The 1473-nt window shown below is 42.0% G+C and carries 1 protein-coding gene; it reads left to right on the top strand.

The features are described from left to right. Positions 1–160: 160 nt before the first annotated feature. A complete protein-coding gene (locus GB993_RS12890; protein WP_161004601.1) occupies positions 161–1426 on the top strand; it encodes an ISL3 family transposase in 1266 nt (421 codons plus the stop codon). Positions 1427–1473: the final 47 nt, after the last annotated feature.

The following is a 1473-nucleotide window of genomic DNA, read 5'->3' as shown; positions in this document are numbered from 1 at the left end:
GGTTCTATCATATCTGTTGTTGGTCATGTCACAAGACATGATCGACAACAGATTTTTCTTTCTGTAATCTATGTATGTTGACACGAAAAAAAGGATATCGCCATTGCTTTATCCTTCCACGACCAAGTTTCAAGATAATATAAGAAAGCGGCGATATCCCATGTCTGATTCTACTAAAGTTCTGCTCAATATTGAAGATAAAAATGTTTTTATTGATGAGGTTGTCCGTGATGACCAGGCAATGCAGGTAAAGGCGCACCTAACCTATGTCCCTAAGGCCTGTTCAGAATGTGGCGTGTTGAATCAACACTCGATTATTAAATATGGCTGGCGAACGGTTCATGTTCGCTTACCAAAAACGGGTGAATGGGCTGTCGTCATGCATTTACGTAAACAATACTATGAGTGTCACGCATGTCGTGGACACTTTTTGGCTCACACAAGTATCGTTAAGCGTAACTGCTCAATATCTTACAACACGCATCAGGCCTGTTTATCGAAGCTAAACGAATCCGTCTCAATGAAACATATTGCACAAGAACTGAACACCTCGCCAAACTTCGTTTCGCGAGTGTTGAATCGTTTTTCATCCGATTTTAAAACGGACTATCACCATCTTCCAGCTGCTCTTCACATCGATGAAATCAAGAGTACCAAGGATGCCCAAGGTTCGATGAGCTGTGTTCTGATGGACGGTGACCACCAGTTGCTTCGAGACATTCTTGACGTCCGAACCTTACCAGCTCTGACGCGTTATTTTAAACGTTATGACCTTGAAGTCCGGAATCAAGTTCGTTTCCTAGTGACAGACATGAACTATACCTATCCACAATTGACGGAAGAAATCTTTCCCAATGCGATTGTGATCATTGACCGATTTCACATCATCAATGCCATTCAACGTGGCTTAAATAAGACCCGTATTGAAGTGATGAAACAATTTGCGACATCATCGCGCGAGTACAAAGCCCTCAAAAAATATTGGAAATTATTACTCAAGCCGGCCGCAAAACTGGATTATAAGAACTTTCACCGCTTTTCCCAGTTTAAATACTTCACTACCGAAGTTGACGTTATTGATAATTTACTGAGCTTAAGTCCTGAATTGACACAAGTCTACGCCTACGCACAGCGTTTGTGTGGGGCCGTCAGGACACATGATGTCGAAGAATTACGCAATGCCTTGGCCGATTCCGTTGGTGCACCTGAAACCTTTGAGACGTGCTTAACTTATATTCGTGAGCATCCTGACTACATTGAAAACACCTTGAGGCACAAAGATTACTCCAATGGGCCTTTGGAAGGGACGAATAATCGAATCAAAGTCCTTAAAAGATCTGGCTATGGCTACACGAGATTTAAGAATTTCCGTTTGCGCGTCCTTGTTATGTTAAGGACAAAAACAAAACACCCAATCATCAAATAATGATTGGGTGCATTATGGTCGTTACCAACAACAGTTGACAGAGAACC

Source organism: Furfurilactobacillus milii, assembly GCF_009864005.1.
Lineage (GTDB): Bacteria > Bacillota > Bacilli > Lactobacillales > Lactobacillaceae > Furfurilactobacillus > Furfurilactobacillus rossiae_B.
The sequence above is the reverse complement of the archived record's forward strand: the minus strand, read 5'-3'. Positions and strand labels throughout refer to the sequence as shown.